Annotated in this window: 12 protein-coding genes and 1 pseudogene; 10 read left to right on the top strand and 3 right to left on the bottom strand. The window is 71.9% G+C overall.

What is annotated here, in order from left to right; all coding sequences use genetic code 11:
* Nucleotides 1–88: 88 nt before the first annotated feature.
* Together mfd and ACZ5PB_RS16475 are read left to right on the top strand one after the other, a co-directional pair.
* A complete protein-coding gene (gene mfd / locus ACZ5PB_RS16480) occupies nt 89–3,619 on the top strand; it encodes a transcription-repair coupling factor (RefSeq protein ID WP_468691687.1) in 3,531 nt (1,176 codons plus the stop codon).
* A 129-nt stretch (nt 3,620–3,748) separates the two neighbouring features.
* Complete coding sequence (locus tag ACZ5PB_RS16475; protein ID WP_468691685.1) at nt 3,749–5,737, top strand: NACHT domain-containing protein; 1,989 nt, start codon at nt 3,749–3,751, stop codon at nt 5,735–5,737.
* Between the two features lie 127 nt (nt 5,738–5,864).
* Here the strand turns inward: ACZ5PB_RS16475 and ACZ5PB_RS16470 are convergent, their stop codons facing one another.
* Nucleotides 5,865–6,047: an antitoxin gene (locus tag ACZ5PB_RS16470; RefSeq protein ID WP_468691684.1), complete on the bottom strand. Its 183-nt coding sequence runs from the start codon at nt 6,045–6,047 to the stop codon at nt 5,865–5,867.
* A 263-nt stretch (nt 6,048–6,310) separates the two neighbouring features.
* On the opposite strand from ACZ5PB_RS16470, the gene ACZ5PB_RS16465 reads away from it, so the two are divergent.
* Nucleotides 6,311–7,000 (top strand): HNH endonuclease family protein, encoded by a 690-nt coding sequence (locus ACZ5PB_RS16465; RefSeq protein ID WP_468692095.1) that lies wholly within the window; start codon nt 6,311–6,313, stop codon nt 6,998–7,000.
* 80 nt (nt 7,001–7,080) lie between these two features.
* Here the strand turns inward: ACZ5PB_RS16465 and ACZ5PB_RS16460 are convergent, their stop codons facing one another.
* Complete coding sequence (locus ACZ5PB_RS16460) at nt 7,081–7,959, bottom strand: DUF4190 domain-containing protein (protein WP_468691683.1); 879 nt, start codon at nt 7,957–7,959, stop codon at nt 7,081–7,083.
* Between the two features lie 244 nt (nt 7,960–8,203).
* Between ACZ5PB_RS16460 and ACZ5PB_RS16455 the strand changes: the two genes are divergently transcribed.
* From ACZ5PB_RS16455 to ACZ5PB_RS16430, 6 genes and pseudogenes are all read left to right on the top strand, one after another.
* Nucleotides 8,204–10,246, top strand: coding sequence for an N-6 DNA methylase (locus tag ACZ5PB_RS16455; RefSeq protein WP_468692094.1), 2,043 nt, complete (start codon nt 8,204–8,206; stop codon nt 10,244–10,246).
* Nucleotides 10,247–10,353: 107 nt separating this feature from the next.
* Nucleotides 10,354–10,977, top strand: a complete 624-nt coding sequence (locus ACZ5PB_RS16450; protein ID WP_468691681.1) for a hypothetical protein — start codon at nt 10,354–10,356, stop codon at nt 10,975–10,977.
* Nucleotides 10,974–12,536 carry a protein kinase domain-containing protein gene (locus tag ACZ5PB_RS16445; protein ID WP_468691679.1) on the top strand — a complete coding sequence of 521 codons (1,563 nt, stop codon included), beginning with the start codon at nt 10,974–10,976 and terminating at the stop codon, nt 12,534–12,536. Before ACZ5PB_RS16450 ends, ACZ5PB_RS16445 begins: the two co-directional genes overlap by 4 nt.
* A 163-nt stretch (nt 12,537–12,699) precedes the next feature.
* Nucleotides 12,700–13,629 carry a class I SAM-dependent methyltransferase gene (locus ACZ5PB_RS16440; protein WP_468691677.1) on the top strand — a complete coding sequence of 310 codons (930 nt, stop codon included), beginning with the start codon at nt 12,700–12,702 and terminating at the stop codon, nt 13,627–13,629.
* 113 nt (nt 13,630–13,742) lie between these two features.
* Entirely contained in the window at nt 13,743–14,771 is a 1,029-nt protein-coding gene (locus tag ACZ5PB_RS16435; protein ID WP_468691675.1) for a glycosyltransferase family 2 protein, read from the top strand.
* A pseudogene (locus ACZ5PB_RS16430) lies at nt 14,768–17,641 on the top strand (YfhO family protein); the annotation flags it as partial. The gene ACZ5PB_RS16435 and the pseudogene ACZ5PB_RS16430, both read left to right, overlap by 4 nt.
* Before the next feature lie 32 nt (nt 17,642–17,673).
* Here ACZ5PB_RS16430 and ACZ5PB_RS16425 read toward each other — a convergent pair.
* Nucleotides 17,674–20,376 carry a YfhO family protein gene (locus ACZ5PB_RS16425; protein ID WP_468691674.1) on the bottom strand — a complete coding sequence of 901 codons (2,703 nt, stop codon included), beginning with the start codon at nt 20,374–20,376 and terminating at the stop codon, nt 17,674–17,676.
* Nucleotides 20,377–20,499: 123 nt separating this feature from the next.
* Here ACZ5PB_RS16425 and ACZ5PB_RS16420 point away from each other — a divergent pair, with 123 nt between their 5' ends.
* A complete protein-coding gene (locus ACZ5PB_RS16420; RefSeq protein WP_468691673.1) occupies nt 20,500–21,504 on the top strand; it encodes a glycosyltransferase family 2 protein in 1,005 nt (334 codons plus the stop codon).
* Nucleotides 21,505–21,529: the final 25 nt, after the last annotated feature.

Raw genomic sequence — 21,529 nt, 5'->3', positions numbered from 1 at the left:
GGCGGCTCGCGTTGCCCGCTCCGGCCCCGCCCGGCGCCACCTGCGCGGCCACCAAGCCAGTTCTTACGCGTTCGGACGGAAGCCTTTCATGAGCCTGCACGGCCTGCTGGATGCAGTGGTAAGAGACGCGGCGCTCGCCGAAGCGGTGAAGGCCGCGGTCGACGGCAACCGCATGCACGTCGATCTGGTCGGCCCCTCCGCCGCCCGCCCCTTCGCGCTCGCCGCCCTCGCCCGGGACGCCGGGCGCCCGGTGCTGGCCGTCACCGCGACGGGCCGGGAGGCCGAGGAGCTGGCGGCGACGCTGCGCACGCTGCTGCCCGAGGACTCGGTGGCCGAGTACCCCGCCTGGGAGACGCTGCCGCACGAGCGGCTCTCGCCCCGCTCCGACACCGTCGGCCGCCGGCTCGCCGTCCTGCGCAGGCTCGCCCACCCCCGCCAGGACGACCCGGCGGCAGGCCCCGTCAGCGTGGTTGTCGCACCTGTGCGCTCCGTGCTCCAGCCGCAGGTCAAGGGCCTGGGCGACCTGGTGCCCGTGTCCATCAGGTCCGGGCAGAGCGCCGACCTCGGCGAGCTCACCGACGCGCTCGCGGCGGCCGCGTACTCCCGGGTCGAACTGGTCGAGAAGCGCGGCGAGTTCGCGGTCCGCGGCGGCATCCTGGACGTGTTCCCGCCGACCGAGGAGCACCCGCTGCGGGTGGAGTTCTGGGGCGACGACGTCGAGGAGATCCGCTACTTCAAGGTCGCCGACCAGCGCTCCCTGGAGGTCGCCGAACACGGCGTCTGGGCACCCCCTTGCCGCGAGCTGCTGCTCACCGACTCCGTCCGCGAGAAGGCCGCCGCCCTCGCCGAGGCCCACCCCGAGCTGGGCGAACTCCTGCACAAGATCGCCGAGGGCATCGCGGTCGAGGGCATGGAATCCCTCGCCCCGGTCCTGGTCGACGACATGGAGCTGCTGCTCGACGTCCTCCCCGAGGGTTCGATGGCGGTCGTCTGCGACCCCGAGCGGGTACGGACCAGGGCCGCCGACCTGGTGGCCACCTCGCAGGAGTTCCTCCAGGCGTCCTGGGCGGCCACCGCGGGCGGCGGCGTCGCGCCCATCGACGTCGGCGCCGCGTCCCTGTGGGGCATCGCCGACGTCCGCGACCGGGCGCGCGAGCTCGGGATGATGTGGTGGTCGGTGTCCCCGTTCGCCGCCGACGACGCGGACCTGGAGGACGACACCCTCAAGCTGGGGATGCACGCCCCCGAGATGTACCGGGGCGACACCGCGAAGGCGCTCGCCGACACCAAGGGCTGGCTGGCCGACGGCTGGCGGACCGTGTTCGTCACCGAGGGCCACGGCCCCGCCTCCCGTACGGTCGAGGTCCTCTCCGGCGAAGGCATCGCCGCCCGCCTCGACGCCGACCTCGCCGAGATCTCGCCGAACGTCGTCCACGTCGCCTGCGGCGTACTCGACACCGGCTTCGTCGACCCGGCCCTCCAGCTCGCCGTCCTCACCGAGACCGACCTGACCGGCCAGCGCACCGCCGCCAAGGAACTCGGCCGGATGCCCGCCCGCCGCCGCAAGTCCATCGACCCGCTCACCCTCCAGGTCGGCGACTTCATCGTGCACGAACAGCACGGCGTGGGCCGCTACATCGAGATGGTGCAGCGCACCGTGCAGGGCGCCACCCGCGAATACCTCCTGGTCGAGTACGCACCCGCCAAGCGCGGCCAGCCCGGCGACCGCCTCTACATCCCCACCGACCAGCTGGAGCAGGTCACCAAGTACGTGGGCGGCGAGGCCCCGACGCTGCACCGGCTCGGCGGCGCCGACTGGACCAAGACCAAGGCGCGCGCCAAGAAGGCCGTCAAGGAGATCGCCGCCGACCTGATCAAGCTGTACTCGGCGCGGATGGCCGCCCCTGGCCACACCTTCGGCCCCGACACCCCCTGGCAGCGCGAGCTGGAGGACGCCTTCCCGTACGCGGAGACGCCCGACCAGCTGTCCACCATCGCCGAGGTGAAGGAGGACATGGAGAAGTCGGTGCCGATGGACCGCCTGATCTGCGGCGACGTGGGTTACGGCAAGACCGAGATCGCGGTCCGCGCCGCCTTCAAGGCGGTCCAGGACGGCAAGCAGGTCGCGGTCCTGGTGCCGACGACACTCCTCGTCCAGCAGCACTTCGGTACGTTCACCGAGCGGTACGCCCAGTTCCCCGTCAACGTACGGGCGCTGTCGCGCTTCCAGACCGACACCGAGTCCAAGGCCACCCTGGAAGGGCTGAAGGACGGGTCGGTCGACCTCGTCATCGGGACGCACCGGCTGTTCTCGCAGGAGACCAAGTTCAAGGACCTGGGCCTGGTCATCGTCGACGAGGAGCAGCGCTTCGGCGTCGAGCACAAGGAGCAGCTGAAGAAGCTCCGGGCGAACGTCGACGTACTGACCATGTCGGCGACCCCCATCCCGCGCACCCTGGAGATGGCGGTCACCGGCATCCGCGAGATGTCGACGATCACCACCCCGCCGGAGGAGCGCCACCCGGTGCTCACCTTCGTCGGCCCGTACGAGGAGAAGCAGATCGGCGCGGCCATCCGCCGCGAACTCCTGCGCGAGGGCCAGGTCTTCTACATCCACAACCGGGTCGAGTCCATCGACCGCGCGGCGGCCAAACTGCGCGAGATCGTGCCCGAGGCACGCATCGCGACCGCCCACGGGCAGATGTCCGAGACGGCCCTCGAACAGGTCGTCGTGGACTTCTGGGAGAAGAAGTTCGACGTGCTGGTGTCGACGACGATCGTCGAGTCGGGAATCGACATCTCCAACGCCAACACGCTGATCGTGGAGCGCGGCGACAACTTCGGTCTCTCCCAGTTGCACCAGCTGCGCGGACGCGTCGGCCGGGGCCGCGAGCGCGGCTACTCCTACTTCCTCTACCCGCCGGAGAAGCCGCTCACGGAGACCGCGCACGAGCGGCTCGCGACCATCGCCCAGCACACGGAGATGGGCGCGGGCATGTACGTGGCGATGAAGGACCTGGAGATCCGGGGCGCCGGCAACCTGCTCGGCGGCGAGCAGTCCGGACACATCGCGGGCGTCGGCTTCGACCTCTACATCCGCATGGTCGGCGAGGCCGTCGCCGACTACCGGGCCGCCGTCGAGGGCGGCGAGCAGGAGGAGGCGCCGCTGGAGGTGAAGATCGAACTCCCGGTGGACGCACACGTCCCGCACGACTACGCACCGGGCGAGCGGCTGCGCCTCCAGGCCTACCGGGCGATCGCCTCGGCGAACACGGAGGCCGACATCACCGCCGTGCGCGAGGAACTCACCGACCGTTACGGCAAGCTGCCGGAGCCGGTCGAGAACCTCCTGCTGGTCGCCGGGCTGCGGATGCTGGCGCGGGCGTGCGGGGTCGGCGAGATCGTCCTGCAAGGGCCGAACATCCGCTTCGCCCCGGTCGAGCTCCGCGAGTCGCAGGAGCTACGGCTCAAGCGGCTGTACCCGCGCACGGTCATCAAGCCGGCCGTCCACCAGATCCTGGTGCCGCGCCCGACGACCGGGAAGATCGGCGGGAAGCCGGTGGTGGGGCGGGAGTTGCTGTCCTGGACCGGGGAGTTCCTGACGACGATCCTGAGCTGAGCGCCGGTGAAGGCCCGCGGTCCGTGCTCGGACCGCTCGCGCCGTGTCGTTCGTTGGTTCGTCACCCGCTCGCGCGCCCCTGAATTCCGGCAGGATGACTTCATGTCGGGCAGGGCGGGCGGGAGTTGGGTGAGCGGTCGATGGCCGTTGCGGCTCGGCGGGACCGTACTGGCCGTGGCCTGTCTGGTGTGGGTGCTGCTGGCCAAGCAGGGCCCGCTGGACTGGTCGCAGCGTACGGACATCGTCGCCATGATGGCCGGGGTCCTCGGTCTGCTGGCAGCCCTGGCCACGTTCCGGCGCCGGGCCGAGGACGACGATGCGGCGGCGGTGGCCGGGCTGGCGAGCGCGGTGCGGCTGGTCGGCGAGACGCAGTGGACGCACAGCCTCGGCGGCGACCTGACGCCGATCGACGTCACCTTCGTGTTCCGCCCGTACGCGCACGGCAGGGCGGCCCGGCTGCCCGCTTCGCCCGCGGGCCGGCTGGCCAAGGTGGTTGAGGACTACCGGGAGGTCAGGCCCCAGCGCCTGGTCATCACGGGCGAACCGGGCGCGGGCAAGACCGTACTGGCCCGCAAGCTGGTCCTCGAACTGATCAGGACGCGCGCGGACGACGACCCCGTACCCGTGCTGATCTCGCTTTCCGACTGGGATCAGGAAGAGGGCTTCGTCGAGTGGATCGTCCGGCGGGTGGAGCGGGAGTACGGGCTGACGCACCGGGCCGCCGAGTCCCTGGTCCGTGCGCACCGGGTGCTGCCCGTACTGGACGGCCTGGACGAGATGGACGCGGCCGGTGTTCCCGTACGGGACTCCCGCGCCACCAAGCTGCTCGCCGAACTGAGCCGCTACGCGGACCACACGGCCCCCGCCCCGGTCGTCCTGACCTGTCGCACCGGGGAGTACGACGCCCTGGAGGCGGACGGCGGGCACGTCCTCGACGCGGCCCGCATCGAGATCTCCCCGGTCGGGGCGGCCCAGGCCCGAGACTTCCTCGCCGCACGCGGCGCCGCACGCCGCCCCGCAGTGTGGCAGCCGCTCCTCGACGAACTCCGTGCCCGGCCGCACGGCGTGCTGGCCCGCGCGCTGTCCACGCCGTGGCGGCTGACGCTCGCGGCGACGGTGTACGACAGGGACGGCGACCCGGCAGAGCTGCTGGGTGCCGCGGCCCGGGGCGAAGCGGCGGACCTGCTGCTGGGCAGGTTCGTCGGTGCGGCGGTGGGCAGCACGCGGTGGGGGGCGGGCCGTCATGCGCCGGACTCGGTGCACCGCTGGCTCCGCTCGCTGGCGTTGTGCATGGAGGGCGGGGAGGGCGAGGAAGCCGGGGAGGCCGGGGCGGACGCGAACCTGGAACTGTGGGGGTTGTGGCCCCGGTTGCGCACGCGGAAGCTGCGGAGGGTCCTGGCGGCGGTGTATCTGCTGCTGGGCACGGCGGTTGTGACGTCGGGTCTGCTGGTCGGCTGGGACGGGTGGTCGTATCTGCTGGAGCTGGCCCCGGCCGTCGTCGGGACGCTGGCCCTGGTGCGGGGGGTGTGGAGCGCCGAGCCCTCGACGGGGGTTTCCGGTGTGCCGTACATACCGCCGTTGCGCAGTCCGCTGTGGCGGGTCGGCCTGCGGATCTCCATGCCTCTCTCGCGCAGCTGGGGCTACCTGATGGTCGTCCTCGTGCAGCTCGCGGGCGTCGGATACCTGTGGGTGGGGATGGGGGACCCCATATGGTCGCTGCTGTTGCTGCTGATGGTGGCCGCCAACCTGATCCTGCTTCCCGCGCGGTGGCTGGACGCACCGGCGGTCGGGCCCTCCGGCTGGGCCAGGTCCGGCCTGTACCTCGGTGTCGGGGTGGCGCTGGCGGTGGTGCTGCTGGCCGCGCAGGGGGACTTGGGCGCCGCGGTGTTCCCGGCCGGAATGGTCCTCTGGGTGGTGTCCAGTGGCCACGAGTGGGTCGAGTACGCCTACTGCCTGCTCACTCACCCCCGCCGCTTCCCCTTCCGGCTGGCCCGCTTCCTGGACTGGGCCACCGCCGCCGGGCTCGTGCGCACCTCCGGTACGGCCTATCAGTTCCGTCATCGCGAGTTCCAGGAATGGCTGGTGCGCCACCCCGGACCGGTCGGGCCCGCAGGCTGAACGTGCCCGCGCTCCGAGCGCGCAGGTCCGTGGACAACACACCGCCCGCGAGGCCGGGTTGACGCGGCCTCGCGGGCGGGGGTTCAGTGGGTCCGGCTCGGGGCCGGACCGGTGCCCGGTGTGCGGATCAGGGCGCCGGGTCGTCCTTCTTGTCGCCCGCGCCGAGCGCCTCCTCGGCTTTCTGCTGGGCCTTGTCCACCTTGTCGGCGTACTTGCCGCCGGTCTTCTCGTCGACCTCATCTCCGAGGTTGTCGGAAATTTCCTTGGCCTTGTCCTTGGCCTGGTCCTTGAAGTTGTCGAAGATCCCCATGGGCGGGCTCCTTCCACGGAAGAGGGCGGGACGTTTCAGACGCTACGCCGGGTCGGCGGAATGCGCGCGACGAGTGCGATCCGCTGCGATGTGTGGACTAGACCACATTTCGGTGGAATGTCGTGAGTCGAGCGGTTCGTTCTGGGCAGCCATTTCTAGGGTGGGGTGTTTCCGGTTCTCAACTCTCGGTGGGGCGGCGTTCCTTGATATCTCGTACGACCAGGAAGACCTGGAAGGCATTGTCGGCGGCGGGACTTGGGGCGGTGCTCGCGTGCGGGGCCGCAGGCTGTGGTTCGAGTGACCTCGTGGGGGGCGGGGGGACCGCGGGGCAGGAGGGGCCCGTCGGGAAGGCGGGGTCCGCACTGGCGGCCGTGGACACGCTGACGGTCAAGGGCCGGGCGCCCAAGACCGGTTACGAGCGGACGGAGTTCGGCCGGGCCTGGGCCGACACCGATGCCAACGGGTGCGGCACCCGCGACGACATCCTCAAGCGGGACCTGGGGAGCGTGAAGTTCAGCGACGGCAAGTGCAAGGTCTCCTCCGGGGTGCTGGAGAAGGATCCGTACACCGGTGGCCGGATCGAGTTCGTGCGCGGGCGCAGCAAGATCGACATCGATCACCTGGTGGCCCTGTCCGACGCCTGGCAGAAGGGCGCCCAGCAGTGGAAGCCCGCCAAGCGGCTCGCCTTCGCCAACGACCCGCTGAACCTGGTGGCCGCCGAGGCCTCGGCGAACCGGAAGAAGGGGGACGGTGACACCGCCACCTGGCTGCCGGACAACAAGGCCTACCGGTGTGTGTACGTCGCCGGGCAGGTGGCGGTGAAGCAGAAGTACGGGGTGTGGGTGACGGCCGCCGAGAAGGAGGCCATGAAGAAGGTGCTGGGCGGCTGCCCGGCGGAGAAGCTGCCCACCGGCGGGAATCCGACCGAGGCGACCGTCGGTAAGGGGCGGTAGGAGGAAAGTGGCGGGCCCGGCACCTCGAAGGTGCCGGGCCCGCCCGTCGTGTTCCTGACCGTGCGGCCGGGGTCGTCGGGTCAGAGCTTGAGGTCCCAGTGCGAGGACTTGAAGTCCAGGAAGCCGGGGGTGACCTCGACGGTCAGGTTCTTCGCCGCCGCCGGGGCGTCGAAGGCGTAGACCGCGGTGGCCTTCTTGCCCGGCAGGATCGATCCGGAGAAGCCCGCACCCGTCGTGTCGCCGTCGTAGATCTGCTCGGCGGCCTTGCCGTCCGCGCCCGCGCGGGCGTCGACCTGGGAGAGGGCGCTGTCGAACTTCTCGGTGCCCGTGTTCTCGATGGTCACGGTGACCTTGTACGCCTTGTTGCCCTGGGTGTGGCCGACGGCGTACTCCGACGGGGAGTGCTTGGAGGGTGCGGAGACGGTGACCTTCAGCTTGCCCGCGTAGTCGGCGGTGGCGCCCGGTGCGAGCGCCTTCGCGGTCTTGGCGCTGCCCTCGCCGCCCGCCTTGTCACCGGTGGCGTTGGTCGCCTCCTGCCCGGCGAGCGCCTTGTCGACCTCCTTCACCGCGGTGTCCACGGCCTTGTACGTGATGACCGCGCCGACCACCGACAGGATCAGCGCCACCAGGCCCAGGATCGCGCCGGTCAGCGCCACTCCCTTGTTGGTGGCCCCGCCGCGCTTGGCGCGGCCCCGGCCGCTGAGGCCCAGGACCAGGGCGATCAGGCCGAGGATGCCGGCGAGCCAGAACAGCAGCGGGATGACGCCGGAGAGCGCGCCGATGATGCCGAGGACGAGCGCCGCGGTGCCCAGTCCGTTGCGGGCCTGCTGCGGGGCGCCGTGCCCGTGGTGCTGGGGCTGCTGCTGCGGGGGCTGCCCGTACTGCGGGGACCCGCCGTACTGCTGCTGCGGGTACTCGGGGCCCTGCGGGTACGGCGACTGGTTCGTGTGCTGAGACATGGGTGTCCTCCGGACAGAGACAGAGCGGTATCGGCGCTCGGGACTTTCAGCCGCCCCGCGGTGTGATGGGTCAATGACAACAGAAGCTGTGAACCGAGTCAACATGATTCACAGGGATTGGTTGGTTCACGCTGTGAAGTGGGGTTGTCGGAGGAGGTCGGTATGCTCGGGTCCACAGCAGATGTACGGGAACGAGGGGGAGTGGCAGCCGGTGTCGACCGAGAACGCAGCAGACGCAACAGAGGTGACCGCCGCCGGGATCGCCCGGCTGGCCGGGGTCGGCCGGGCCGCCGTCAGCAACTGGCGGCGACGCCACCCCGACTTCCCCAAACCCGTCGGCGGCACCGAGACCAGCCCCTCCTTCGCGCTCGCCGAGGTCGAGGGCTGGCTCCGCGACCAGGGAAAGCTGGCCGAAGTACCGCTGCGCGAGCGGGTCTGGCAGCAGGTGGCGGGCCACCCGGCCGGGGCGGTCACCGCCCTCGTGCACACCGGCTGCGTACTGGCCCTCGTGCAGGACCGGCCGACCGAGTGGCTGAAGCTGACCGCCGTGTCCGACGCGAAGTGCGCCGAACTGCTGCCGGAGACGGTGGAACTGGTGCTGTTCGGCAGGTTCGGACCCGCCCCCTGGGCAGTGCCCGCCCTCACCGCGCACGACCTCGCCCCCTCCGTGCCGCTGCTGCGCGCCGCCGCCGAACTGGCCGCCGAGACCGGGGCGCGCAAGACGTACGAGTTCCTGCTCGGCAGGCACCTCGACGCCAACCCGCGTCAGTACACCCTCACCCCGCCGGGCCCCGCCGCCCTGATGGCAGCCCTCCTCGGCCGGCCCCGTACCGTCCTCGACCCCGCCTGCGGCGCCGCGTCCCTGCTGTGTGCGCTGGACGCCCCCGACGGGGAGCGGCCCGCCGCCCTGTACGCCCAGGACGCCGACCCCGACCTGGCCGCCCTCGGCGCCCTCCGGCTCGCCCTGCACACCGACGCCCGCGCCACCGAGGTGCGGGCGGCCGCCGCCGACAGCCTCAGGGCCGACGCGTATCCGCAGCTCACCGTCGACGCAGTGGTCAGCCACCCCCCGTTCAACGAACGCAACTGGGGCCACGACGAACTGGCCTACGACCCCCGCTGGGAGTACGGCTTCCCGGCCCGTACGGAGTCCGAACTCGCCTGGGTGCAGCACGCGTTGGCCCGCCTCCGCGAGGGCGGCACCGCCGTCCTGTTGATGCCGCCCGCCGCCGCGTCCCGCCGCTCGGGCCGCCGCATCAGGGCCGACCTGCTGCGGCGCGGCGCCCTGCGCGCGGTCGTCGCACTGCCGGCCGGGGCGGCCCCGCCCTACGGCGTTCCCCTGCACCTGTGGGTGCTGCGCAAGCCCGAGCCCGGTGCCCGGCCCGCCGCCGACCTGCTCGTCGTCGACACCGCCGACCTCTCGGCGGCGGGCCGCGACAAGCTGGACTGGGCGGCCCTGCACTCCGCGGTCGTCGACACCTGGCAGACGTTCGAGAAGGACGGCACCGTCCAGGAGCGGCCCGGGGTCAGCCGCTGCGTACCCGTCGTCGAGCTGCTGGACGACGACGTCGACCTGGCCCCCGCCCGGCACCTGCCGCCCCCGGCGGCGGGCGGCGGAGCGGCGGAACTGGCCTCCGTACGGGAGCGGCTGGCGGACACCCTGCGCCTGACGGCGGAGCTGAACCCGCAGCCCGGCACGGCACAGGAGGAGGCCGTGCCCGTGCACTGGCCGGTGACCACGGTGGGCGAACTGGCGCGCGCGGGCGCGCTGTCGCTCCGTACCGGCGGCACGGGAAGCGGCCCGGACGGGGCGCCCGTACTCACCGAGCAGGACGTACTGAGCGCGAGCCCCGCGTCCGGCGGCTCCGTGGAGGGGGCCGACGGGGACGCGGTGCTCACCGCGCCCGGTGACGTGGTCGTGCCGCTGCTCGGCGGCGGCGCGGTCGCCCGCGTGATCGACGAGGCGGGCGCCGGGGCCGTCCTCGGGCGCAACCTCCATCTGCTGCGGCCCGACCCGGCCGCCGTCGACCCGTGGTTCCTCGCCGGGTTCCTGCGCGGCACCGCCAACAACCGCCGGGCCAGCAGCTACGCCTCCACCGCCGCCCGACTGGACGTGCGCCGCCTCCAGCTGCCCCGGCTGCCGCTCGCCGAACAGCAGCGGTACGGGGAGCGCTTCCGCACCCTGGCCGCCTTCGAGGACGCGCTGCGCGTCGCGGGGCAGCTCGGCGAACAGCTGGTCCAGGGGCTGTACGACGGACTGGCGGACGGCTCGGTGCGGGCGGAGTAGAAGTCGTCGGATCCGTACAACCCTGGGGCCGTTGTCGGAGTCGCTGTATACGCTCGTCGTACCGTTCCCGCACGTCCCGCCGCGTGCCATTCCCTTCAGGAGCAGCCATGCACGGCCCCGGCCCCACCACGCCGCGCAGCCTGCCGAGTGCCGGTGTGCAGGTCGCCCTCCGGGTGGTGTTCGTCGTACTCACCCTGTGCAGCTGCGGCTTCCTGTCCTGGGCGGCGATGCTGCGGATCGCGGTGGTGCGGCGCAGGCCGATGGACTGGGGGCTGTTCGTCGCGGTCCTGCTGCTCGCGATCACCACCTTCGTGATCATCGGTGTGTACGGGAACGGCGAGGACGAGCCGCTCAGGGCCGTGGACTGGGTCTGCATGCTCGTGCTCCTGGGTATGGCGGCGGGCGTCACCACGCACTACCTGATCGCGGACATCCAGCACTACCAACGGCTGGCGTACGCACCCCCGTTGCCGCCGCACGCCTGGACGCAGCCGGTCCCGCCGGCGTACGGCTATCCGCCGCAGCAGCCCGTACAGCCGCATCCTCAGCAGTACCAGCCCCAGCAGCCCCAAACCCAGCACCAACCCCAGGTGCAGCCCCAGGTTCAGCCCCAGCCCCAACACCCCACGCCCCACCCGCCCCGCATCCATCAGGTCCGCGCCGAGCTGGACGAGCTGAGCGAGTTCCTGCGCAAGGACCGGCCCCAGGACGGCGACGGAGGTCTCCGGTGAACGGCCGTGTCATCGCGGGCCGTTACGAGCTCGCCACCCTCATAGGCCAGGGCGGCATGGGCCAGGTCTGGACGGCCTACGACCAGCGCCTGGACCGCCGCGTCGCCGTCAAACTGCTGCGCCCCGACCGGATGGCCGCCGCCACCGAGGCCGAGGACATGCGCCGCCGCTTCGTGCGCGAGTGCCGCGTCACCGCCCAGGTCGACCACCCCGGCCTGGTCACCGTGCACGACGCGGGCAGCGACAACGACGACCTCTACCTCGTCATGCAGTACGTCGAGGGCGCCGACCTCGCCGACCACCTCGCCGAACAGGACCCGTACCCCTGGCAGTGGGCCGTCGCGGTCGCCGCCCAGCTCTGCGCGGTGCTCTCCGCCGTGCACGCGGTGCCGATCGTCCACCGCGACCTCAAGCCGCGGAACGTCATGGTCAAACCGGACGGCACCCTCACCGTTCTCGACCTCGGCGTCGCCTCCGTACTCGACACGGACACCACCCGCCTCACCCACACCGGCACCCCCATCGGCACGCCCGCGTACATGGCGCCCGAGCAGGCGATGGGCGGCGCCGTCGGCCCGTACACCGACCTGTACGCACTGGGGGTGCTGCTGCACGAACTCCTCACCGGGGACGTCCCGTTCGCGGGCACCACCGCGCTCGGCATCCTGCACCGCCACCTCCACGAGCCGCCGCTGCCCATCCGGCAGGGCCGCCCCGAGGTGCCCGGCGCGCTCGAAGCGCTGGTGCTCGACCTGCTGGCCAAGGACCCGCAGCACCGGCCGGGCTCCGCCCAGGAGGTCTACGAACGGCTCGTCCCGCTGCTTCCCGCGTCGGGGTCGCCCGCGCGCGCACCGCGGTCCGCCGGGCCCCTCGACCCGACCCGGCCCTTCCTGCGCCCGCAGGCGCCGTGGCCTGACCGGGCGGCGACGGTACCGCCGCCGGCCCCCGTGATGCCGCCCGGAGCGCCGCCCGCACCGCCCTCCCGGCCCGATGTCGCCGCAGCCGTCGACGAGGTCAAGCAACTCCTCGGCGAGGGCCGCATCACCCAGGCCGTCGACATCCTGGGCGGGATCCTCCCGGCCGCCGCCGCCGAGCACGGCGAACGCTCCCCGGTGGTACGCATCCTGCGCAAGCAGTACGCGGCGACCCTGCTCGACGACGGCCAGTACCGGCGCGCCCTGCCCGAACTGCGCCGCCTCGCCGACGACCGGGCCGCCGAGAGCGGGCCCGCCGACCCGCAGGCGCTCCAGTTCCGGTACGACGCCGCCCAGTGCCTGGAGCAGCTCGGCGAACCGGCGGCGGCCCTCGCCGAGTACCGGGCCCTGCTGCCGTACTACGAGAACGCCTACGTCACCGGCAACGACCCCTCCCGCGCCCTCGAACTGCGGCTGCGCGTCGCACAGCTGCTGCTCGCCCTCGGTGATCACGGGGAAGCGGTACGCCAGTTGCAGGGGCTGCTGTACGACGCCGAGGGCGTGTACGGGGCGTACCACCCGCTGGTCGCGGAGGTGCGCCGGGCCCTGGAGCGCCAGCGGCAGCTCGGCGGCGGCCGGGGCTGAGAGCCGGTCGGCCCCCTTGGCGGTCCCGTCGGCCCACCGGCCCGTCCGTCGTCCGGCTGTCCGGTTGTCCTGACAAAGTTCCGGTGCGACCGTCACCCCCGGTTCGCCCTGCCGTCGCCCGAGGGCCACGCCCCCATCCGACGGGCCGTCTAGCGTCCCGCCCATGCCACTGCTGACCCACCCCCTCGCCCGCCGCGCCCTGCGTCCCTTCGCGGCCCTGGTCGACCAGCGCGTACGCACCCAGACCCGCACCACCAGCAACGAGGTCGCCGCACTGCGCGCCGAGCTCGACGTCCTCAAGAAGCAGAGCCACGCCGTCGGCATGCTGCTCGACCGCACGGGGCGGGGCGCGCACCGCATGCCCTCCGCCGAGCAGATCACCACGCTGGTCACCCAGGTGGCGGAAGTCAGCGGCAGCGCGCACGCGCGGCGGGCGGTGACGTCCGCGTTCCGGACCGTCGTGGCGCTCGAAGCACTCGGTGTCGGACGCCTCGCAGGGGGCACTTCCAACGTCTGCGGAAAACTCGCCACGATTCCGCTTCTGGCTCCGCCCAACTCCGACGTGCTGGAGATCGGCACCCTCCACGGCCTCTTCGCGACCGCCCTCACCCGAATGCTGCACCGCGAGGGGATCGAGCCCAGGCTGACCATCGTCGACCCGCTCATCGGCTCGCAGCTCCAGCCCGACGCGGTCCGCGACAACGCCGATCCCACCGGCACCCCGGTCCGCGAGGACGTGGTGCGGGCCAACCTGACGATGGCCGGAACCGCATTCGCCGCACAGCCCGACGGACCCCCGGCCGCCCGTATTTTCAAGGGTTTCTCGCAGGATCCGGATATCCGGGTGGCGGTTTCCGACCGGAAGTACGGAGTGGTCGTGGTGGACGGAGACCACTCCAGAGAAGGCGTGCTCGCCGACCTCCAATGGGCCGAGGAGATCGTCGCCGACGGCGGAATCGTGGTCCTCGACGACTACGGCGACGCGGCCTGGCCGGGCGTCCGCGAGGCACTGGAAACGCACCTGGCGAACGGGGGGTCACGACTCGTTCTGCGCGGTCGTGTGGCGACTTCCGCTTTTCTCCGCCTAATGTGAAGTGGCTCACACAGAGGCAACCGACTCGTCACTAACACTGTCTCGCTAGGCGACCAAGTATCCGCCGTAGAGATTTCGTGCGGAGTTCCAGTACAGACCGGAAGTGAGACCCCATGCGCCTGGCGGTCGTGGTGCCCTGCTTCAACGAAGAATCCGTGATCGAGTCGTTCGACACGAAAGTGCGGGCCGTTCTCGACTCACTTCCGGTCGACTACGAGATCTGTTACGTCGACGACGGCAGTTCCGACAACACCCTCGGACTGCTGCGCACGCTCGCGGAGAAGCACCCGGGCGCGCTTCGCTACACCTCCTTCAGCCGTAACTTCGGCAAGGAGGCCGCCATGCTGGCCGGCCTGCGCGACGCCACCGGCGACGCCGTCGTGCTGATGGACGCGGACCTCCAGCATCCGCCCGAGCTGATCGGGAAGATGCTGGAGCTGCACAGCCGGGGCCACGACCAGGTCATCGCGCGGCGCAACAGGGACGGCGAGTCGCGGCTGCGCCGCACCTTGGGGCGCTCGTACTACCGCATGGTCAACCGCTGGGTGGACGTCGAGCTCGCGGACGGCGTCGGCGACTTCCGGCTGCTGTCCCGCCGGGCCGTCGACGCCCTGCTCTCGATGCCCGAGCAGAACCGCTTCTCCAAGGGGCTGTTCTCGTGGATCGGGTTCGACACCGTCACCTTCGACTACACCAATGTGGAGCGCGAGGCCGGAGAGACGAAGTGGCGTTTCGGCGCCCTCGTCAACTACGGCGTCGACGGCCTCATCTCGTTCAACAACAAGCCCCTGCGCGTCGCCATTCACCTCGGTCTCGTACTCGCGGGAATGGCCGCCCTCTATGTGCTGTGGATCCTGATCAGCACCCTTGCGTTCGGTGTGCGCACTCCCGGATACGCGACGCTCCTGGCGGCGATCGTCGGCCTGGGCGGCGCACAGATGGTGATGCTGGGGCTGGTGGGTGAATACATCGGCCGGATCTATTACGAGACCAAGCGCCGCCCGCACTTCCTGGTGAAGGAAACGGCCGCGCCGGGATTCTCGGCAGCGCGCACCCGCGTCAACCCGGTGCAGACCACCACGCCGGCCACCGCACAGACCACCACGCACGTCAGCACGGGGAACAGGGAAAACGGGCAGTGACGTCCACGCAGTTCTTCCAGGTGTTCCGGTTCGCCCTGGTGGGCGCGGTGAACACCGGAACCTTCTACGCCTGCTATCTCGCCCTGCACCAGTGGCTGCCCTACTACCCCGCCTATGTGCTGGCCTTCATGATCAGCATGGTGGGTTCGTTCTTCCTGAACACGTACTTCACCTATCGCACCCGCCCCACCTGGCGGAAGTTCCTGCTGTTCCCGCTCACCAACCTGACCAACTTCGTCGTCACCTCGGTGGGTGTCTTCGTACTGGTCGAGTGGGCCGGCATGGACGAGCGGATCGCGCCGCTGGTGGCCGCCGCGGCGGCGATCCCGGTGACGTTCGTACTGTCCCGGCGGATCCTTACCCAGGGCGAGAGCCAGCACACCGACGGCACGGCGGAAAAGCAGGAAGCCGCCCCCACGCGCGCGTGGAGCTCCTCCGCCCTGCTGCGCCGTGCCACCGGTGAACGCGGCGTCGCCGTCCTCGCCGGACTCGCCGCCATGGCCGCGTACAGCCTGGGCATCGCCCTGCGCGGCACGTACCCCTTCGGCGAGCGGTCGCGCGCGGTCAACGACCTCGGCAACCAGTTCGTCCCGTACCACGCCCACCTGTGGGACCTCATGCACGGCGAGGCCCAGGGCGACCTGCTCTTCAACTGGAACAGCGGCTACGGATCCCCCTTCCTGCCGGACTTCTTCACCTACCTGACGAACCCGTTCTCCTTCCTCGTCGGGCTTTTCCCGCGCGACCTCGTCGAGCTCCCGGTCTTCCTCGTCACCCTGTTCTCGCTCGGCCTCGCCGCGACCGTCATGACCCTCTTCCTGGCCCGGCTGCGGCCCGGACCCGCCTGGCAGCGCGGTCTGCTCGCCGTCGGGTACGCGCTGTGCGCCTGGGTGGTCAGCGACGGTTACGCCGACCCCATGTGGATGTGGGGCCCGATCGCGCTGCCGCTCATCGGGATCGCCGCCGACTGGTGCCTGAAGGGGCGCCGCTGGGTCCTCGGCACGCTGATCGTCGCCCTGTGCTGGGCGGCGAACTTCTACACGGCGGCGATGGCCACCCTCGGTGCCGCGCTGGTCCTCGTCGTACGGCTGCTGCTGCGCGACGACATGCCCTGGCGCGCGCGTACGCGCGTGCTGCTGCGGGCCGCGGGCATGGCGGCGACGGGCCTGCTGCTCGTCGCACCCGTGATGATCGTGTCGTACGTCTCCAGCAAGGCGTCCCAGCCGGTCACGGTCATCCCGTACAAGGGAGCGCCGTCCCCGCTGCTCTACCTCGCCCAGCTCTTCCCCGGCGGGCGCACCGGAACCTCCGCGCCCGGCATCTGCTTCGGCATCCTGGGACTGCTGCTGCTGGCCACCTTCGCCTTCCAGCGGTCGGTGACGGTGCGCGAGCGGGCCCTGTGGTGGGGGCTGGCACTGCTGGTCGGGCTGTCGTTCGTGTGGAAGCCGGGCGTCCTGCTCTGGCACGGCCTGGCCATCCCGAACGGCAGCCCCTACCGCGCCACCTTCGTCCTCAGCGGCATCCTCACGATGATCGCCTGGCTGGCCCTCTCCCGCAGGCCCGCCCCGCGCGAGCTCCTCGCCGGGGCAGGCGTCCTGCTGGTCCTGGCGGCACTCGTCGCGGGCCAGCGCACCGTCGGCACCAGGACACTGCTGCTGGCATTCGTGGGCATCCCGGTGATGTGCGCGGGGCTGATCCTGCTCCGCCGGTACGGGGGAGCAGGCGGCGCCGCCGCAGGGCGCGGCGGAGCGGGCGACGCGCGGACGAGCGCGGTCACGGCCCGGCGGGCCCGGGTGTTCATCGCCGCCGGGCTCGGCTGCGCGGTACTGCTGTCCTGCGCGGCCACCGTCACCTCGGTGATGGGCGTACGGGACAAGATCGCCTGGTACGCGCCCAAGCGGACCTACGACGCCGAGACCCTGCGGATGCGCGAGGTCCTGCGCGCGGGCGACAACGCCCCCTGGCAGCGGGCCGACCCCGGCCCGCACGAGTACGCCAACAACGACCCGATGCTGCTCGGCGTTCCGGGCGGCTCCTACTACAGCAGCCACGTCCCCGCCGAGACCGCTCGCACCCTCCAGGCACTCGGCGCCGCCTGGTACATCGAGGGCCGCCACACCAAGAGCTTCAACGAGCCCGTCGGACGGGCCCTGATGGGCTCCACGACGTACCTCGCCGAGGAGCCCGAGGGTTCGCGCAAGGCGGTCCTCCGGCGGGCCGAGGCAGCCCCGCTGGTCACCGTACGGCGGCCGGGAGCGGACGTGCCGCCGGTGCACAAGGGCGGCGACGTCACCGCCTTCGACCGGCTGAACAGCGCGATCGGCGCACCCGTCTACGCGGTGCCCGACCTGCGCCCGCTGGCGGGCAACACCCCGGGCAAGCACGGGTGGCCCCTGCGCAAGGGCCACCGGGCCCGCTTCGAGCTGAGCTGCGCACCCGGCAGCACGGCGTACGCGCACGCCCCGTGGTTCGCCGGGCGGATCGCGGTCAACGGGGACAAGGGCGTGCAGTGGTTCGGGCGGGCCAGCAACATGACCGCCGCAGGCGTCCGCTCCCTGGGCGAGGTCCCGCGCGACGGCCGCCTCACGGTCGCGCTCACCGCGAGCAAGCCGGGCCAGAGCGTCCCCCGGCACCTCGTGGGCTGCCTGAACCAGGCACGCCTCCACACGGCCATCGCCGACCTGCACCGCAGCGCCCCGCAGCAGCTGACCATGTCCGGTCACGAGATCCGGGCCACGCTGAAGCCCGGGAGCGGCCAGGGCACGGCGGTCGTGGCGGTCCCCGCGGTCAAGGGCTGGCAGTGCTCGGTGAACGGCGGCAAGGAGTCCCCGGCCGCCTCCTTCCAGGGCCTGCTGGCCGTGCCGCTCGGCTCCGGGAGCACCCAGTTCTCCTGCGGCTACCGTCAGGCGGGACTCTCCGCAGGGCTGGTCGGGAGCGGCGTGGGGCTACTGGTGCTGGTGGGGGCGGCGGTGTTCGCGCGCCTGCGCCTGCGCAGGGCTCCGGCGGCACCGACCGCGCCGACGATCCCGACGATCCCGGCCGACCCGGCCCCGACCGCCGCACCCGCGCGCAGCCCCGGCGGCCGGAACACGCAGGACACCTCGCGCGAGCCCGCCTCCAGCGGGACGGCGAGCAGCCCCAAGTAGGAGCGGGCGGGGCGCGGCTCGGCGCCGTCGACCCCGCATCGCCAGCCGGCGATGCGGGGAACGGCCAGTACGGCGGTCGCGCCCTTGCCCACGGGGGCGGTCCGGGGTGCCGCGGCACCGGTCCCCGGCAGCACCACCCGTATCGTCCCGTCGCCCAGCTCCGCCGACGCCCCCGCCGCGCCCGCCCTCAACTCCCGTACGGCGGCAGCCAGTCGGTCCTCGCGCAGGCAGGCCACCTCCGCGCCCCGGGCCCCCGTCCCGCGCAGGGCGATGCGGACCCGGCCGTCCGGTCCCGCCGTTCCCACCTGCTGCATCGGGGCCCGCACCCGCCCCTTCTTCGCCTCGAAGCGGACGTCCGCCCGGTCACGGCCGGTCATCGGCCTGGCCGCCCCCTTGAACCCCGGTGCCCACACGAACACCGGCGCCCCCGCCGTGCACACCCCGGCCGTCCCCGCCAGCCGCTCGTACACCTTCGCCCCCAACAGCAACTCCTGATTGGCGAAGGCGGAGTGGCCGAAGCGGAGGTCCGAGCCGTCGGTGGGCCGCTGCGTCACCAGGGGCGCGGCGTCCCGTCGTACGACCGTGAAGTCCGTGTCGGCGCCCTGCCGGTACGTCGACCGCAGCCTCGCGCCCACCCCGAACAGGGCGTCCGTCACCGGGTTGTCCAGGCTGTGCGGGGCACGCCCGCTGCCGTTCCAGCCGTCGCCGAGCGCGCCCAGGGTCCGGGTCAGCACCTCGGACGTCATGCTGCTGTAGTACGAGGCGCCCTGCCCGCCGACCACCATCGCGTCGTTGTGCACGGTCTGCGTGCGGCCCGGGTCGGTGCGGTAGCGGGGCCAGCCGTCGACCCCCTCGATCACCCGGCTCTGCGCCGACTGCCGTGCCCCGTACGGGGCGTGGTCGTCCTGCGTGGCGACCCGCCGCTTCGCGCCCCACGCCGTCGTCAGCGCGGACTGCCCTACGGTGCACCCGACGAGGAGCACCGCGGCCACCACCACGTACACCCGCCGGGACGCCAGGGCCGAACCCGCCACGGGCCCCATCGACCTTGCCCGCCCCGCCCGCCCCAGCAGCACCACCGCCCCGGCCACCATCACCAGCCCGGCACCCAGCCCCACCCAGGCCCACCGCCCGGTGAACGAACTCCAGAGCCCCGCCAGCCCCACCAGGACCACGGCCCCCACCCCACCGGCCAGCGCCCGCCGCCCCGGCACCGTGTCCCCGACCGCCAGCCACGCCGCGATCACCAGCACCCCGCTCAGTACGAAGGTCTGGCGGTACGGGCTGCCGTTCGGCTCCGCGAAGGCGTGCCACGCCAGATGCGTGGGCCCCCACTGCATCGACACCAGCACCGCCACCACCAGCACCGGCCACCCCACCCGCACCCGCAACGCCACCCCCCGGTGGAACGGCAGCGCGAAAGCCAGCACCAGCACGGCCGAACTGACGTACATCGCGGGGGAGTTGAACCCGTACGTGCCCGGCAGCAGCCTCGCCAGCACATCCCCCCACCCGGCCGGCCGGAACGTCAGCCCCATCCCCGGATACGCGTGCCGCGTCCCCGCGAAGACGGTGAGCGGCACCGGCGCCGACACCCCGATCCCGAGCACCACCACCGCGCACGCCCGCGCCGCTGTCCGCAGCCGGGCGCGCACCGGACCCCCGTCGATCAGCAGCCGCACCCCCAGCACGAGCCCGGCGCCGATCGTCGCCATGTACGCCGTGTAGAAGTTCGCGGTCCACACCAGGGCGACCAGCGCCACCCCGCCTCCGAACCACACCCGCAACCGGCGCCCCGTGCGCACCCATTCCCCCACCACGCACAGCAGCGGGAAGCCGATCAGCCCGTCCAGCCACATCGGGTTGTACGAGGCCTCGATCACCGACCACCCGCACAGTGCGTACGCCGCCCCGAGCGCGCCCGCCAGCCACCAACGCCCGTATCCGTCAGCGGACTTGCGCGGTCGCAGCAGCATCAGCAGCCACGCCATCACCGCCGCCGCGACCGCGATCCGCGCCACCGAGGACACGTACACCGCGAGGTCGATCCGCTCGCGCGGGAAGAGCGCGACCAGCAGCGCGAACGGGCTCGACAGATACGTCCCGACGTCCGGCAGGAAGCTGGAGCCGTACCCCGACTGCCAGTTGACCAGCCAGCCGCCGTCCGCGCGCCCGTGCAGCACGTCCCAGAGATGGGTGTGGAAGGGGACGAACTGGGTGCCGAGGTCGTTCACGTTCCGGTTCATCGCCCCGAACGGCTGGCTGCCCGCCAGCGCGGAGCCCAGGCAGTGCGCGAAGGCGGCCACCCCGCCGGCCAGCAGCGCGGCCGCAGCGGCGGGACGCCCGCGCCGGGGCGCGGTCCGGTGCTCGGTCCCGGGGGCGGTTCCGGACGTGGCCCCGGACGTGGCCCGGTCCGCGCTCCGCGGCGCCGGAGACTTCTGGCGCGAAATGCCGATCATGGGTCCGACCGTAAACACGCGTACGGCCCTTTCACCAGCACCCCGCGATTCCGTTAACCGAATCGCCCTCCGCCCGTCACCCACCCCCTGAGAAAACGTCATCTGCCCGCGCTGCCATGGCACATGCTCATCTCCCTCGTCGTGCCCTGTTTCCACGAGGCGGACATCGTCCGGCGATTCCACTCCCATGTCGCACGGGAAATCGCCCCGCTCGCCCCCACCCACGAATTCGAATTCGTGTACGTGGACGACGGCAGCCGTGATGCGACGCTCGACCACCTCCGCGAGATAGCGGCCTCCGACCCGCGCGTCCGCTATGTGTCCTTCAGTCGTAATTTCGGCAAGGAGTCCGCCATGCTGGCGGGTCTGCGGCACGCCGACGGCGACGCCGTAGTGATCATGGACGCGGACCTCCAGCACCCGCCCGAACTCATCACCCGCATGATCGACCTCCATTCCCAGGGCCATGACCAGGTCGTCGCCCGCCGCACCCGCACCGGCGACCGCGTCACCCGCACCCTCACCGCCCGCGCCTACTACCGCCTCGTCAACCGCCTCGTCGATGTCGAACTCGTCGACGGCGTCGGCGACTTCCGCCTGCTGTCCCGCCGTGCCGTGGACGCCGTACTCCAGCTCACCGAATACAACCGCTTCTCGAAAGGCCTCTTCGCCTGGATCGGATTCCCCACCGCGACATTCGCGTACGAGAATCTCGTCCGCGAGCAGGGCCGCTCCAAATGGACCTTCGGAAAACTCCTCAACTACGGACTTGACGGCGTTCTTTCCTTCAACAACAAACCCCTGCGGGCCGCCCTCTATCTGGGACTCCTCCTCCTCACCTGCGCCATGGCGTACACCGCGTGGATCGTCGGTGACGCACTCGTCAACGGTGTGGAAACCCCCGGTTATGTGACGCTCCTCGTCGCCGTCACCGCGCTTTCCGGCGTACAGATGGTCATGGTCGGCGTGGTCGGCGAATACGTCGGCCGCATCTATTACGAGGCCAAACGCCGCCCGCACTTCCTGGTGAGCGAGACGAACACCAGCCCGCGCCCCGCCCCCGGCGCATCCCCGTATCGCGGCGACTCGTTGGTCGAATCAGTGGCCCGGACCACTCCGGCTGCCTAACATCAACTCCGCAAGGCCAGTTCGC

The sequence above is a fragment of the Streptomyces sp. NPDC032721 genome, from assembly GCF_055579625.1.
Note: the sequence above shows the minus strand (reverse complement) of the source record. Positions and strands in the feature narration are given on the sequence as shown.